A 14,605-nucleotide genomic window follows, 5' to 3' on the forward strand; every position below is an offset into this window, starting at 1 on the left:
TTGCACTTTATCTCTATAGTCATCGTCAGAGGACGTTAGCTAGGAGACAGGGATTTACAATCCCTGGCTGACGTGAGGTGTCGCGTTAAGTTGACAGCAATGGCTTTTCGGCCCACCCCACAAATAATAGTAAAATCATCCCGCAAATATGCAACCCCAATGTTGTCTGTAATTTATTAAGATTGGATTTAACGCTTAACTAAAGATAAATCCGGTGTTAGTCTCTGTAAAACTTGTTTCAATACCATCACTGTCCAATCTATATCAGCTGCGGTGGTATCATGCCCCAATGTGATGCGAATTCCCCCCAAAGCCGCTTTTTCTGAATAACCCATCGCTAACAATATCGGACTAGGGCTAAGTTTACCACTGTGACAGGCAGCACCAGCACTGATGCCGATGCCTGCAAGGTTTAGCTGACGTACTAAGGCTTTACCGCTGAGTTTTTCGCCATCGGCGTTTTCTAGGCACAGACTGATATGGTGAGGTAAGCGATCGCAAGCATCCCCTGTAGGAATTAAACCAGGAATCTCAGCTAATTGGGCAAAGGCGCGATCGCGTAACTCAATCAATCGTGGTGTTTCTGTAGGCAATTCTTCGGCTGCTAATTCTGCTGCTATACCAAATCCGGCAATTATCGGTACTGCTTGTGTACCAGAACGCAATCCCATTTCTTGTCCACCACCACTGACTAGGGGCATCAAATCCACACCAGGACGCACATATAGCGCCCCAGCACCTTGAGGCCCATATATTTTATGACTAGAAAGGCTAAGTAAGTCTACAGGAAGTTGTTGCACATCTATGGGTAAGCGTCCCGCAGCTTGCACCGCATCTGTATGGAACAAAGCACCATGCGATCGCACTATTTTACCCAGTTCTGCGATCGGTTGCACCGTTCCTACTTCACTTTGACCGTAAATTATAGAAACTAAGACTGTGTTGTGTCGCAACGCCGCCTTTAAATCCAAGGGGTTGACTCTGCCTTTAATATCCACAGACAAGCGCGTAACTTCCCAACCCCACACTTCTAGCAACCTTACTGTTTCAGAAATTGCGGAATGCTCAACGCTAGAAATAATTATATGTTGAGGAACAGCATACAACCGAACCACGCCCATAATTGCTAGATTATCTGCCTCAGTGCCGCCAGAGGTAAAAATGATAGATTCCGAATTGGCAGCGTTAATTAAACCAGCAACTTGGACTCTAGCTTGTTCTACAACTGTTGCAGCCCGTTGTCCCCACTCGTGTAAGCTGGAAGGATTGCCCCACTGTTGAGTGAGGATTGTTTGCATAACTGCGATCGCTTCTTTTCGAGTAGGTGTAGTGGCGCTGTAATCTAGATAAATTTGCATATAACCGCTAATGGTGAGAACACACGTTGGTATAGACTGCTGATATGATCAGCTTGAGTAAAAAAACCGGAAAAAATCTTTGTAATTCTGCCTCTAGAAATAGATTTTTCCCTTGCCTTGGAAAGCTATTTTTCTACTTAATTCAGAACACAACATTTTGGGAATGATAAATATGTCCACTCCCAATCCACTTTTAACAGATTACAGTGCAACTTATCTCTAGACAAAGATATTTTTTATATATCTTTTTAGTAATATTCTCCCTTGCTGGTTGTCAACGAGTCCAGTCCTACAATCAGCGTCCAGAACCCTTACCACAAGACCCATTAGTTCAAGTTTACTTTAACCATTCTGAGTCTTCAGAATACAAAGAATCTTACCGCCAGCAAACTCGCCTTGGGGATGATTTAGAAAAACAGATTGCCGATGCTATTACACAGGCTAAATCTACAGTAGATGTGGCGGTGCAAGAATTACGTTTACCCAAAGTTGCCCAAGCATTAGTTGATAGACAAAAAGCTGGGGTAAAAGTCAGGATAATTTTAGAAAATAACTACAGCCGACCTTGGAGTAGCTTAACATCTGCCGAAGTAGGTAAGTTAGATAAAAGGGAACAGGAACGCTATAACGAGTTTCGCCAATTTATCGATATTAACCAAGACAATCAACTTAGTCCAGCAGAAATCAATCAAAGAGATGCTTTGATGATTTTGCAGAATGCCCAAATTCCCTGGATTGATGATCAAGCAGATGGTTCAGCAGGTAGTAGCTTGATGCATCATAAATTTGTGATTGTGGATAATCGGATTTTAATTATCACTTCTGCTAATTTTACTTTAAGTGATACATCTGGTGATTTTACAAATCCCAACACTTTAGGAAATGCCAATAACTTATTGCAAATTGACAGTCCAGAATTAGCATCTTTATTTACAGAAGAGTTTAACATTATGTGGGGTGACGGGCCAGAAGGTCAGCCAGATAGTCGATTTGGTTTGCAAAAACCGATGCGTTTACCTAAACAAATAACTTTAGGTAACACCCAAATTACTGTACAATTTTCGCCTACTTCTCCAACTCAACCTTGGAGTAACAGTAGTAATGGTTTAATTGGCAAAACTTTAGATTCCGCAACTAAATCTACCGATTTGGCATTATTTGTGTTTTCCGATCAGCGGCTTGCAAATATTTTAGAAAAACGCCATCAACAAAGTGTCCAAATTCGCGCTTTAATTGAACCACAATTTGCCTATCGTCCCTATAGTGAAGCATTGGATATGATGGGGGTTGCTCTCAGTAATAAATGTAAATATGAAGTTGACAACCATCCTTGGACTAATCCAATTACTACTGTAGGCGTACCTCTATTACCCAAAGGTGATCTATTACATCACAAATTTGGTGTTATTGATGGTACAACAGTAATTACAGGTTCTCATAATTGGTCAGATGCCGCTAATTATGGTAACGATGAGACACTTGTAGTGATTGAAAATCCCATCATTGCTGCTCATTATGTGCGAGAATTTGCTCGTCTTTATATCAAAGTGAAACCGGGCTTACCACCAGCAATTCAAGAAAAAATCAAATTAGAACAAACACGGTGTCCCCAAATAAAAACTTCTTCATCAAGTGAACCACAAGCAATTAAACAACTAAATATTAACACTGCAACTTTGGAAGAATTAGCAACTCTCCCTGGTGTTGGGAAGAAATTAGCGCAGCGGATAATTCTTAGCCGTCAACAGCAAAAATTTACATCTTTGCAAGACTTAGAACGAGTTCCAGGAGTGAGTGCTAGAACTGTAGAAAAATGGAGCGATCGCCTAATTTGGTAGTAGTCTTTATTTACTTTTAGCAATTGCTAATTGGTAGATGCAGCGAATTTTTTGAGAAAAAGCTTGATTTCATATTAGCCCACGGAGGTGGGCTTTGTTTGTTTAGCCCTGAATGACCTTCGCCAGGGCTGTAAAACCACATGAATAGGTATTTAAATGCGATCAGCTAACTCAACCAAATTGCGAAAATGCCCATTCTGAGAAAATCGTTCTGCGATTATTTGTTGATAAACTGCCTCATAACCATCAGTCATGTGTTCAACGCTGAAAAGATTTTCGACATACTGACGACAGGCATAGCGGTCTAACTCTATGACGCGATCGATAGCACTAATGCATTCTTGAATATTATTGCAGAGGAAACCCGTCTTGCCGTGGGAAATTACCTCTTCAGTAGACCCCAATTTCATTGCAATCACTGGCGTACCCGAAGCCATTGACTCCACCATCACCAATCCAAAGGGTTCCCGCCAAGTGATGGGGAATAGAGTTGCTACTGCACCTCCCATCAGAGCATTTTTTTGAACATGGTTGGCTTCACCCAGATACTCAATTTGCTCCCCGTCAATCAGTGGTTTGATTTCTTTCTCAAAGTATTCCACATCAACGACATCCACCTTACCTGCCATTTTCAAGTGCCAACCAGATTGTTTGGCAATTTCTATGGCTAAGTGCGCTCCCTTCTCAGGAGATATCCGACCCAAAAACGCTAGGTAAGGAGGATCTTGTGGTTGGGAGTGAAACTTATAACTGCTGACATCAATCCCGTTGTAGACCGTTGCTATACAGTTCAACCCTAACCTTGGTTCTCGTTGTGAATCGGAAATATTGACGTAGGGTTGTTTTTTACCAAAACTAAACATCTTTTCGTTGTCAGGGGTAAAAATACCGTGCAACGTGTGAACTGTAGGGGTTGTGACAAGATTTGCGTAAGATAATGCCCCATGTCCGATATGGGAGTGAATAATATCAAACTCTTCTGCGCGTTCATACACCGAAGCTAGATTCAGCATCTCGTAAATGCCAAAATCTTTGATAGTCGGATCAAGTCTGAGGGCACGGGGATGAACTGACCTTAATTTTGCCAGACTCATAGAATCTCCCGATGCAAATAAGGTTACGTCATGTCCGCGTCGGACTAATTCATCTGTCAGTAACCCTACTACCAACTCTATCCCACCATAACCTGGAGGTGGAACTCTTTCCCATAATGGAGCAACTTGAGCAATTCTCATCATAAACCTCTTAAAAATTGAAGAAGAAAGCAGGAGTCAGAATTCAGGAGTCAGAATTCAGGAGTTAGAATTCAGGAGTTAGAATTCAGGAGTCAGAATTCAGAATTCAGGAGCGTCTCCGGCTCCGCTCCTGACTCCTAAATTTTGTTCGATAAAACTTGAATTAGACGTTTTTATTTCTGTTGTTTTAGTGCTTGTAATTGATTAACTTGGCATCCGAAAGTAACTTCAGATACTAAACTTTTTAACAATCTCCTTCAAATGTTATGCTGTTAATTCTATATTCCTTGTCTATCCTAGTACGGAAATTACCCACCCCTAAAGAGGTAGCTATATTCTGATTTATGATTTTTTGATGATTTATGGCAATTTTAAATATGGATTTTTTTATAAAAATAAACTTCCTAAAATCGTTATAATCTAAGCTAAATGGTGATATTGGGCGATAAAACTATGCTATTGCTTGCCAATTAACTTGTTTACAAATATTAATTAAAGAATAAAGCGTGTAGAGACTCTTTGGGCGGCTTTCCGTACTCTAAAGGTTAACCTGCATCCATCCAAAGGACAGATTTTGGTAAATTCGATGGTTTGAAATCAGAAGTGGTATTTTTTTAGAAGTTTTATCTATTTTCTTAAAAGTAATAATTAACTAGTACGCCACGGCGGAAATAGAGCAACCATTTAAAATCCGTAAAAAACCTATTCCATAATACTTTTGACTGTTAAGTTGTTGACTAATTACACAAAATATGATATTTTGTATTGCTATCAATAAAAATCATCATATATATAAACGTGAATATCTCTCCATCTCTCAAAAAACCGCGTGTCTCATGGCAAGCGGTTTTCTCACTACTGATATTTGTGTTCATGTACCTGCCCATACTGGTACTTGGCTTTTATAGCTTCAATCAGTCACCCTACAGTGCAACTTGGCAAGGATTCACTCTCGATTGGTATCGCAAGTTGTTCAGTGACGATCGCATCTTATCAGCTTTGCAAAACAGTATGATCGTTGCTGGTTGTGCAGTGGCAGTTTCAGCAGTGCTGGGAACCTTGATGGCGGTTGGGTTGGCGCGTTACGAATTTCCTGGTAAGAAATTGTATCGGGGTATTGCTTACCTACCATTAATTATTCCCGATATTGCGATCGCAGTGGCTACCCTAGTATGTCTAGCCGCCTTTGCAATCCCTTTGAGTTTGTGGACGATAGTTGCAGCCCATGTAGTGTTTTGTCTCGCTTACGTCGGACTTGTGGTTGCTTCACGACTAACTAATTTAGATCCTCACTTAGAAGAAGCAGCACTAGATTTAGGCGCTACACCAACCCAAGCTTTCATCAAAGTATTGCTACCTGAATTAATGCCTGGAATTGTAGCCGGTTGTCTCTTAGCCTTTGTTCTCAGCCTAGATGACTTTCTCATTTCCAGTTTTACTGCTGGTAGCGGTTCTAACACTCTGCCAATGGAAATTTTTAGCCGGATTAGAACAGGAGTTAAACCTGATATTAATGCTCTTAGTGTAATGTTAATTTCCGTATCTGCGATCGTTGCTATTGTAGCTGAATTAATTCGCGCCTCTGGAGAGAAGAAAACTTTTAAATAAGAGTTTTAATTTGCAATAAATATTATTGGCAATTTCGTTCTTCGTGAACTTTTTTGGTTCATGAACAACAGCTATATTAAAATTTAGGGTGCATTACGGCAAGCCCAACGCCCAAACATTATGGCAATGTGCCATACTTTCTGCTAACACAACGTCATAGTATAGATAAGTAATACCAATTGTAAAAAAGAATGCGACAAATACACCATTTGTAGAGACGCGATTCATCGCGTCTTAACCCAAGTATGTGTTGCAATCATTAATTGAATTGGTATAAATAAATATAATTTATTCATCCTTCTATCCTCGTGTTAAAGATAGTTTTAAGCACATGAATAAACTTCCGTGTTCGCTTCTCTACATAACTGTTTTCAATTAGATAATATTGGGGCTAACTTTGGAGAAGATGCTATTTCCCCCTCATTATGCAAATCTGCCAAAATCCCAATTGCTCAAATCCATTCAACTCTGATAGCAATAGATTTTGTGTGAGTTGCGGACAAAGCAACTTTGGCAAACTGCTAAGAAACCGTTACCGCGTATTAAGACTTTTAGGTGAAGGTGGATTTAGCAGAACCTATGCTACAGAAGACGTAGACAGACTAAACGCGCCTTGCGTCATCAAACAATTTTTCCCACAATTTCAGGGAACAGGACAACGCACCAAAGCAGCAGAATTTTTCAAAGAAGAGGCTTTTCGGTTGTATGAACTGGGAGAAAATCACACCCAAATTCCCAGATTACTAGCTTACTTTGAACAAGGTGCTAGTTTATATCTCGTACAAGAATTTATTCAAGGAAAAACTCTCTTACAAGAAGTTCAGCAACAAATCTATGATGAATCACAAATTTGGGAACTTTTAGCTGATTTATTGCCAGTACTGCAATTCATTCATACCCATAACGTCATTCATCGGGATATCAAACCAGAAAACATTATTCGTCGTGCAAGTGATGAAAAACCAGTATTAATTGACTTTGGCGGTGCTAAACAGGTAACACAAACCAGTTTAGGAAGACAAGCTACAGTAATTTATACCCTTGGTTATGCCCCAACAGAACAAATGGCTGGATTTGCTTGTCACGGCAGTGATTTGTATGCTTTGGGTGTAACTTGTGTGCGTCTTTTAACTCGATGTTTGCCGTTCCAGGATGCTTCTGGACAGGTTAATGATCCTATTTATGATGCAATGAATGCTAAGTGGTTGTGGCGCGAACGTTTACAAGAAAAAGGTATTACTATTAGCGACGACTTAGGAAAAATATTAGATAAATTACTAAAATATCTACCGAGCGAAAGATATCAAACAGCAGTAGAAGTTCTCAACGATTTGAAATTTGCAACATCGAACATTGAACCTGTTGCCCTTAAAATTGTTTCGATGTCCCAACCTATATTACCGCCGCTACCACAAAAAGTAATCGTACCATTACCACCCTTAGAAACCTTTGAATTTGACGTAGTGACAGTAGACACAGGTGGTAGAGAAGTAAATCGCATGAGTTGCAATGCAAACTTCTTTGCCGAAGAATTGGGTAAATCTGTCACATTAGAAATGGTATCGATTCCTGGTGGTACTTATATGATGGGTTCACCAGAGTTTGAAGGAGATGCTGACGAACGTCCTCGGCATCAAGTTACCGTTGAACCATTTTTTATGGGGAAATTTCCCGTAACTCAAGCACAGTGGAGAGTAGTAGCAGCTTTACCCAAAGTTAAACAAGCTTTAAATCCCCATCCATCGAAATTCAAAGGTCTAGATAGACCAGTAGAAAATGTATCTTGGTATGAGGCTGTAGAATTCTGTCTCAGACTATCAGAAAAAACTGGACGCGACTATCGTTTACCAAGTGAAGCTGAATGGGAATATGCTTGTCGGGCTGGAACTACAACATCCTTCCACTTTGGCGAAACCATTACCTCTGAGTTAGTCAGTTGCACTATCGAACCAAAAAGCAAATTCCGTAAAGAAACAACCAACGTCGGTAGTTTTGAAGTCGCCAACGCCTTTGGATTGTACGATATGCACGGGCTAGTTTGGGAATGGTGTGCTGATGCATGGCACAACAATTACAACGATGCGCCCTCAGATGGAACAGCTTGGGAAGTTGGCGGTGATATTAATCGCCGGGTACTACGCGGTGGTTCTTGGAGTTTCAACGCAGAACTGTGTCGCAGCGCTAGCCGTAGCTGGAATGAGTCAGACGGTGGGCTGAGAGTTTGTGGCTTTAGAGTAGTATTTTCCGTAGAGGAGATTATTTAGCAATTTAATTTAGAGGCTGTAGAAATCATGAAAGACAGAATTGAGAAAGGTGACATAGTACTGATAAATAAAACTGGAAAATATCATCAACAAGTTGGTGAAGTAAGTGAAATTGATTATAATATTTTCTTCGTCAAAATAGTGATAGTAAGGTTAGGGAATCAAGAAGAAGCTTTTGAAGAAAAAGATTTGCAATTACAAACTAAAAAGCCGAATATGCAAGAAGTCATTGCATCAGTAGACAAAATTTTAGAAAAAATTGATCAGATTACTCACTTGTCAACAACAGAGCAAGTAGAGTTACCCAATCGGTTGAAATATCTGAAATTAGATATTCCTAAACTAGATAAACAGTTGATTCAAAAAAACTTCGACAGTATAGAGAAAATACTCGCAGGAAAAAGAGAAGTAGACTCATCAGCAAGTTTTTGGCAGGAAATAGATCCTAATTTGGAGAAAATAGGCTGGTGGATTAGAACAAGTTTGTGAATTAAGAATTTTTAAAAGTATTTGGCGAACGGAATTTGCTCTTACTACACTATACAAATTCCTCATGATGTGCCTTAAGAAAAATAGGTTGTTTCAGGCTTTGATTACTTATCCTTTGATCGTAAATAGACGATGCTGTAGGGGTTTAGCATACTAAACCCCTACGAAAGATTTGGGCTTTCACCTGATACATATTTGGTATTTCTTGTCAATGCGTAAGTCCTACATTATTAAACTGAAACCGTATAAAACAGTGCTTCACTTCTTATACCAATTCTGTATAAAGATACAGTAGTCCCCCCTTGGCAAGGAGGGACGGCGATAGCCGGGGGGTGAATGATATGCAGCTTCACAAAGAAACGGTATTAACCTAAACTTATCAATAAATTAGAGATAAAACTTATGTTTGACCACATCATAGTTTTAGGTTTAAGGCTAAATAATTGGAAGTGGACATAATTAAACATAGCTATATTTTTATCATCTTTGTTCCCTAATGCCTTACGCCTCATATTTTATGCTCTATCATAAGCAGTTATATTTATTTTTACCCACCTAAATAACCTTGCCTTTGTAACTGTATGACCTAAATTTTGATATTAACTTGATGATTACTTGTTGTTAAATTGTTGTTAAATTTAAAAAATAATTTTTTCATCTTGTTAGGGTGTATTCTTAGCGTTAATTCATCAGTTATTAGATTAACAAAGAGTCTTTTATTAGATAAAATAAACTACAAATATCATCAGGACTATATATGCGTTTTTCTCAGTTTGCAGGGATTCTTGGTTGTACAATAGCAGCTTTTATGTCAATTGCACCCATACAAGTAGAGGCTGCAACTTTTAAAGTGATATCTGGAGTCACCAGCATTGATCGTGACCACGAGGATATTCTGAGAAATATCGGGCTAATCTTGACAGGCGATAATCATACAGTCACACCAATTCCCAGCAATTATTTAGTTGGCTTCAGCATCGACTCAGCCACCAACTTTACATTCAGTGACGAGGGCGGTTTTACTCCGCTCTCAGGTACAATCGAACATACTGGTACTGTTACCTTCAACGATCAAATTACTGTTGGTGAGTTTTCAATAGGTTTTGCTCCAGGACGTACCGTCCCAAATGCCAGCGGATTTGTTTTAAGAGACACATTTTCTTTAAATACAATTTTGTTTGATTTAAGTCTTCCGGAACCTGTAGCATTTGATGGTCAAACTTTAACCATTCCCGATGTTAGATTGTTGATTTCTCCAGAGTTTGCAAATATACTAGGCGACCCTGATTTAACAGGTTTGTTTGCTGGAACTGCACGAGTTGATGCTCAAGTTGCTGCCGTACCCGAACCTGACAGTGTACTGGCAGTTTTGGCAGTGGGTGCGGCTCTCTTGGCAACGAGATTTTATAAGAAGAATTCAGAACTCAGGAGTCAGAATTCAGTATGAATTCTGTACGAGTTGGTGACGAATATTGGTTAAAACCGTACTTCGTCCCGCTACGCTAACACCCGAAGTCAAGCGAAAAAAATTAAAATATTCTCACCTTAAAACTCTACCCATAAAGGGATAGAGTATTCACAAATTCAGAATTCAGTTAGCGGTAGCGGGGCGTTTAGCCCATTCTGAATTCTGACTCCTGTTTTATCAAATTAAATGCACTTGATATCCTGAAGCATGGCTAAATGCTTCTTAACAGGTGCAAGGGTATTTGCAGCAATCATCCCACTGGCGGCGACTGCTGGTAAACCAATGCCGGGAAATGTCGAGTCTCCACAGCACATCAATCCTGGTAGAGGTGTGCCAGGGCCAGGAAACATACTACTTCCAGCCTGAATTGCTGGGCCATAAGAACCTTGGTGACGACGGAGATAACGCTCGTGGGTTAGAGGTGTACCAACAAGTGTGACTTCACAACGAGAGCGAATATCTGGAATGATTCGTTGTAGCGCTTGCCACATTACTTCTGCACGCGATCGCTTTTGCTCGGCATATTCCTGGTTTTTTCTATCCATTCCCTGCCAGATAGAGTATGGCTCATTACCAGGAGTATACACATGAATCACGTGTTTACCCGGTGGTGCTAGAGATGGGTCGAGAATTGAAGGGATTGATATCACCACGACATTCTGAGGTGCTGTTATGCCCAATTCCCAGTCATTAACCACGATGTAATGACACCGCAAATCTGACTGTAATCCTTGAGCATCAATACCTAAATGCAGATGCATGAAGCTATCACACTCAGGTGTCGCCTGTCGTTTAGTGCGGTAGTTTTTGGGTATTGCCTTTTCTGGTAGTAGCTTCAGTGTGTCCCAAACCGATGCATTAGAAATTACTGCTCGACGCGCCCGAATTTCTTGGCGATCGCGCAGACGCACACCCACCGCACGATTCCCTTCTACAAGCACTTCCTCCACATGAGCGCCCAGCATCAGCTTCCCGCCGTGACGCTCCAATCCTTGTACAAGGCTGTCAACTAAAGCACCACTACCACCAATGGGATATTCAAGTACTGCGTCTGGTCGATACCAGTCCGCAAACATAAATGCTACCTCTGCGCCACTAGTGCCATCTGCGGGTAGCCCAGAAAGCAGAAAACACAGCAAATTCAGCCAATTTCGGGTAAATGGGTCTTTAACAACGCCATCCATAATTCGGCTAAAGGGGCCCGTCAACTTGATGACATCTGTCAGATGTTTTGCCAGAGATGGGGCAAATGGGGCTACAGTTCTAGCTGCACCCAAATCAAAACGTAATGCGGCTGGTGGTATAGAAATTGCTGCACTAGCGAATGGTTCCATAACGCGCTGGAGTTCTTGCCATTCGGTAACAGCATGATTACCACGCAATTTCATCAGCACTTCAGAAAATTGCTCGGCACCAACCGATGTGTCAAAGTCACCTTCTGGTAGACAACAACCCCAAGTATCGTAGGTTACGCATGGTAGTTCAGAGCCAATTGCATCCAATACTTGTTTTAGGGGATTGGTAGATGGGCTGTAAGACAGTCCAGAATAAAGGGACGGGCCTGAGTCAAATTTGAACCCATTGCGCTCAAAGCTGTGGGCCGCACCACCAGGGATGGAGTGGCTTTCGCAGACTATTACATCAAAGCCATACCGTGCCAAAAGAGCAGCACAACTTAAACCGCCAATACCGCTACCAATGACAACTATATCTGTGTTTTGCATATTCTTATTCTATGTTTAAGTAAGTGGGCAAGAATAAAATACAGCAGTTGGCTTTTTAAGTGATGTACAAAATGCAGGACTTACAAATCAGATATAAAGATGCCTACTCTTGTAGATAAACAGATAGATTGCAGGCTGCCAAAATCTAACCTGCAAGTATTTTCTGAAATCGTTCGTCTGCTCGAATTAGATCAAATTCAGAATTATTTTTTGCAAACTCTCGATGTTGATCGCCTCTTAATCTAATTGCCTGTGTCAAACTTTCAATGGCTAAATCACGCTCATTTTTTAATGCATGACAACGGGCTTTATGACCCCAAGCCCAATGAAAATCAGGCTGAAGTTCTAAGACTTTATCATAAGAAGCGATCGCCTCATCATATCGTTGTAATTTTCTAAGCGAATTACCGCACCCAAACCAAGCTATATAGTTATCTGATTGGATAGCAATTGCTTTTTGATAAGATAATAATGCCTTTTGATAGTGTCCTAATCTTCTCAGCGCCCAACCATGATTTACCCAAGCAAGAAAAGAATTAGGTTCTCTCTGAATAACTTGATCGTAGCAAGCTAATGCATCCTCATACCTACTTTCAAAAAATAAAGCATCTCCTTGTTTCAAATAATCATTGGCAGTGAAAAATAAATGAGTATTTCCAGCCTTTAGTATTTCTAGTTGTGCTGTTAATTCTTGGATTTTTTGCTGAATTTCTGGGTGGACATAATAATCTTGTGTTAATGAAGGAGAAGGTGTTAATCCAGAAAGCTGCTGAAGAATTTGCTCTTTTTGGTTTTGAGCATCTAAAAATAGATTATTTAATTGGGATAATTGCCCTAAAAAGTCTGACTTTAATATTTCTAGCTCTTGCTTAAAATCTTCTGTTTGCTTTTTTACTTCTGCCGCGACTTCTTTTTCCAGTTGTGTTTTTACTTCTGTCTCTAATTGTTGCTTTGTTTCAGCTACTAATTCACTAACTACACTACGACGCAGCAGCCAAACACCGGCCGCTGCTAATATTGGCAAAAAAGTTAATACAATTAGCAAAATGTTGAGTAGGGTTGTGCTGTTACCAAAAGCCCGGTCTACTTCAGATTGGACGCGATCGCGTATCTCTTTTTCTTGCTGTAGTTTTTCCAGTTCCTTTAACTGTTGAATTGAAATTGTCGCATTGGACTGAGGCTGCTTTTCTGAGCCAGTTGGCTTTGGTTGAGCAGCAGCAACACTGCCAGATAGTAAGACGAGTGACAACACTAACCCTACCTGATTATTGATTTTCATGAAACTTTATTACGTGTTAACACAGAATATATAGTTACATACACAACTAAGTTAATGAATTCCATGTTTACACCACTTGAAAACTAAAGCTAAGACTTGCCCAATTATTCACATCCAAGATATATGAGTCGGCTGCTGTGCCATTCATCTCCGTTTTGAGGAGACTGGCGTTATGTAGGTCTTGTAGCAACGCTTGTGCAACATCCAAGGAATTCAACAATGGGTTAATTGGTTGTTGTTCTGTGGAATACTTAGCAGTGTTCAAAGCGGCGATAGTTCCGCTAAAAGGGGCTGTACTAAAAATCAGCTGTTGTTCGCAAAAGAAAGCTGGCGCACCATTAGTTTGGGGCAGGGTGAGGGTTTCACCTGGGGCGATGACGACTTCTTTGAGAAGAGGCTTGGTATCTTCAGTGTTTGGTTCTTGGGGAGTTTCCCAAGAGTAAAAGGCAACTGCTGTATGATTATTCTTTAATCCTAGCAAGATTAAATATACTGGGCGATCGCTCTGATTTTCCACTCGATATTGCATTTGACTACCAATAGGGACAATGGGAGTGGGGAGTGATTTTTTAATCGGAGTTTCAGTTTTGAAAGCTCGTACTGTTTCGCGCTGCATGACGACGCGAGGCGATATTTTACTAATTATTTCTAAAGTTACCTTGAGAGGCAAGCGAGAAGAACCTTGATTTTCTGTGAGTCGCCATAACTTGGCTGCTAGTAAGGTTGATAATTTTGGTGCTAACTTTTGCGCTGTTAATTTTACTGCTTCTCCTACTTCCCCCGTGGTATTAGGAATTAGCTCGCCACCAAGAGTAAATAGACCATAACGACTAGGGATTTCCTGTAGCTTACCAAATATATAATCAGCCGATTTTTCTCCTGCTACTACGGTGGACACATGGGAAGATGCGGCAAAGGCGCTTGTGGCGTCTACCCGCTCAATTCTTTCCAATCCAGTATCCAAAGCTATTGTTAAATTAATATTTCGGGGTAAAACCCGGACTGCTTCTTGGACGAGTTGCCCGACTTGTAGGGAATTTGCGCCTTCAATTTTGGAAATTTGCGCTTTTGCTGTTAACCCAGTCCGCGATCGCAATATTAATTGCTCTGTTGTTGTTGCTAAGGTAAATCGAGAATTCACTCCGTAGTATGGCAGCACTTGTGGCGGTAATCCTGCCAACCACAGATGGACTGTTTTGCCGTCTTCTTCAATGGCTGTCACTGCGCCTTCTGCACCAATAATACTCTCTGGCAAACCTAACCCCCCAGCCCCCTTCCCTTGTAGGGAAGGAGGAGAATTCAAAGCCTTTCTCTTCTTAGGAGAGAGGTTTGGAGAGAGGTT

9 protein-coding genes and 1 pseudogene are annotated in these 14,605 nt (G+C 40.6%); 5 read left to right on the forward strand and 5 right to left on the reverse strand.

Going from position 1 to position 14,605, the window contains the following annotated elements; translation table 11 throughout:
* Positions 1-188: 188 nt before the first annotated feature.
* Positions 189-1,358, reverse strand: coding sequence for a cysteine desulfurase family protein (locus RRG12_RS39930; protein ID WP_420760980.1), 1,170 nt, complete (start codon positions 1,356-1,358; stop codon positions 189-191).
* Positions 1,359-1,564: 206 nt separating this feature from the next.
* Here RRG12_RS39930 and RRG12_RS39935 point away from each other — a divergent pair, with 206 nt between their 5' ends.
* The gene (locus tag RRG12_RS39935) at positions 1,565-3,196 is read left to right on the forward strand and encodes a DUF655 domain-containing protein (protein WP_420760979.1); all 1,632 of its coding nucleotides are present in this window, start codon (positions 1,565-1,567) and stop codon (positions 3,194-3,196) included.
* A 152-nt stretch (positions 3,197-3,348) separates the two neighbouring features.
* On the opposite strand, the gene RRG12_RS39940 is transcribed toward RRG12_RS39935, so the two are convergent.
* Positions 3,349-4,431, reverse strand: a complete 1,083-nt coding sequence (locus RRG12_RS39940; protein WP_420760983.1) for a glycosyltransferase family 4 protein — start codon at positions 4,429-4,431, stop codon at positions 3,349-3,351.
* Positions 4,432-5,229: 798 nt separating this feature from the next.
* On the opposite strand from RRG12_RS39940, the gene RRG12_RS39945 reads away from it, so the two are divergent.
* From RRG12_RS39945 to RRG12_RS39960, 4 genes are all read left to right on the forward strand, one after another.
* Positions 5,230-6,039 (forward strand): ABC transporter permease, encoded by an 810-nt coding sequence (locus tag RRG12_RS39945; protein ID WP_420760978.1) that lies wholly within the window; start codon positions 5,230-5,232, stop codon positions 6,037-6,039.
* A gap of 425 nt (positions 6,040-6,464) precedes the next feature.
* Positions 6,465-8,303 carry an SUMF1/EgtB/PvdO family nonheme iron enzyme gene (locus RRG12_RS39950; protein ID WP_420760977.1) on the forward strand — a complete coding sequence of 613 codons (1,839 nt, stop codon included), beginning with the start codon at positions 6,465-6,467 and terminating at the stop codon, positions 8,301-8,303.
* A 27-nt stretch (positions 8,304-8,330) separates the two neighbouring features.
* Positions 8,331-8,792, forward strand: coding sequence for a hypothetical protein (locus tag RRG12_RS39955; protein ID WP_420760976.1), 462 nt, complete (start codon positions 8,331-8,333; stop codon positions 8,790-8,792).
* Positions 8,793-9,549: 757 nt separating this feature from the next.
* Complete coding sequence (locus RRG12_RS39960; protein WP_420760975.1) at positions 9,550-10,239, forward strand: hypothetical protein; 690 nt, start codon at positions 9,550-9,552, stop codon at positions 10,237-10,239.
* A 203-nt stretch (positions 10,240-10,442) separates the two neighbouring features.
* On the opposite strand, the gene RRG12_RS39965 is transcribed toward RRG12_RS39960, so the two are convergent.
* From RRG12_RS39965 to RRG12_RS39975, 3 genes and pseudogenes are all read right to left on the reverse strand, one after another.
* The gene (locus RRG12_RS39965) at positions 10,443-11,984 is read right to left on the reverse strand and encodes a phytoene desaturase family protein (protein ID WP_420760974.1); all 1,542 of its coding nucleotides are present in this window, start codon (positions 11,982-11,984) and stop codon (positions 10,443-10,445) included.
* 145 nt (positions 11,985-12,129) lie between these two features.
* Entirely contained in the window at positions 12,130-13,263 is a 1,134-nt protein-coding gene (locus tag RRG12_RS39970; RefSeq protein WP_420763013.1) for a tetratricopeptide repeat protein, read from the reverse strand.
* Between the two features lie 67 nt (positions 13,264-13,330).
* Positions 13,331-14,605 (reverse strand): annotated as a pseudogene (locus tag RRG12_RS39975) (peptidase C14); the annotation flags it as partial.

This window comes from Nostoc sp. CALU 546 (genome assembly GCF_048836525.1).

What these genes read in the sequence shown, in the direction of transcription:
- RRG12_RS39930 (WP_420760980.1), bottom strand. Translation starts at nt 1,358, where the DNA reads ATGCAAATTTATCTAGATTACAGCGCCACTACACCTACTCGAAAAGAA.
- RRG12_RS39940 (WP_420760983.1), bottom strand. Translation starts at nt 4,431, where the DNA reads ATGAGAATTGCTCAAGTTGCTCCATTATGGGAAAGAGTTCCACCTCCA.
- RRG12_RS39950 (WP_420760977.1), top strand. Translation starts at nt 6,465, where the DNA reads ATGCAAATCTGCCAAAATCCCAATTGCTCAAATCCATTCAACTCTGAT.
- RRG12_RS39955 (WP_420760976.1), top strand. Translation starts at nt 8,331, where the DNA reads ATGAAAGACAGAATTGAGAAAGGTGACATAGTACTGATAAATAAAACT.
- RRG12_RS39960 (WP_420760975.1), top strand. Translation starts at nt 9,550, where the DNA reads ATGCGTTTTTCTCAGTTTGCAGGGATTCTTGGTTGTACAATAGCAGCT.
- RRG12_RS39965 (WP_420760974.1), bottom strand. Translation starts at nt 11,984, where the DNA reads ATGCAAAACACAGATATAGTTGTCATTGGTAGCGGTATTGGCGGTTTA.
- RRG12_RS39970 (WP_420763013.1), bottom strand. Translation starts at nt 13,263, where the DNA reads ATGAAAATCAATAATCAGGTAGGGTTAGTGTTGTCACTCGTCTTACTA.